General features: G+C 72.0%; 1 pseudogene. It reads left to right on the top strand.

Going from position 1 to position 304, the window contains the following annotated elements:
* Nucleotides 1-31 precede the first annotated feature (31 nt).
* Nucleotides 32-304: pseudogene (locus SB772_RS39930) on the top strand (GlxA family transcriptional regulator); the annotation flags it as partial.

Raw genomic sequence — 304 nt, 5'->3', positions numbered from 1 at the left:
CGAGCCGTCCGATTCCGCGCCCGCGCCCTCCATTCGCCCGACGACGTCCACGTCCACGTCCACGTCAGCGCGCCGCATCGCCGTGGTCGCCTTCGACCGCATCATCCCGTTCCATCTGTCGGTGCCCTGCATCGTGTTCGGCGAGGACCGCGCCGAAGGCGGCGTGCCGCCGTTCGAACTGCGCGTGTGCGCAGCGGAAAGCGGCCCGCTCGCGACCACGGCGGGCTTCACGCTCGGCGCGACGCACGGCCTCGAAGCGCTCGCCGACGCCGACGTCGTCATCGTGCCGAGTTGGCGCGATACC

The sequence above is a fragment of the Paraburkholderia sp. SIMBA_030 genome (assembly GCF_046535245.1).
In the GTDB taxonomy this organism is placed as follows: Bacteria; Pseudomonadota; Gammaproteobacteria; order Burkholderiales; family Burkholderiaceae; genus Paraburkholderia.
This window is presented reverse-complemented; position numbering and strand designations above follow the sequence as displayed.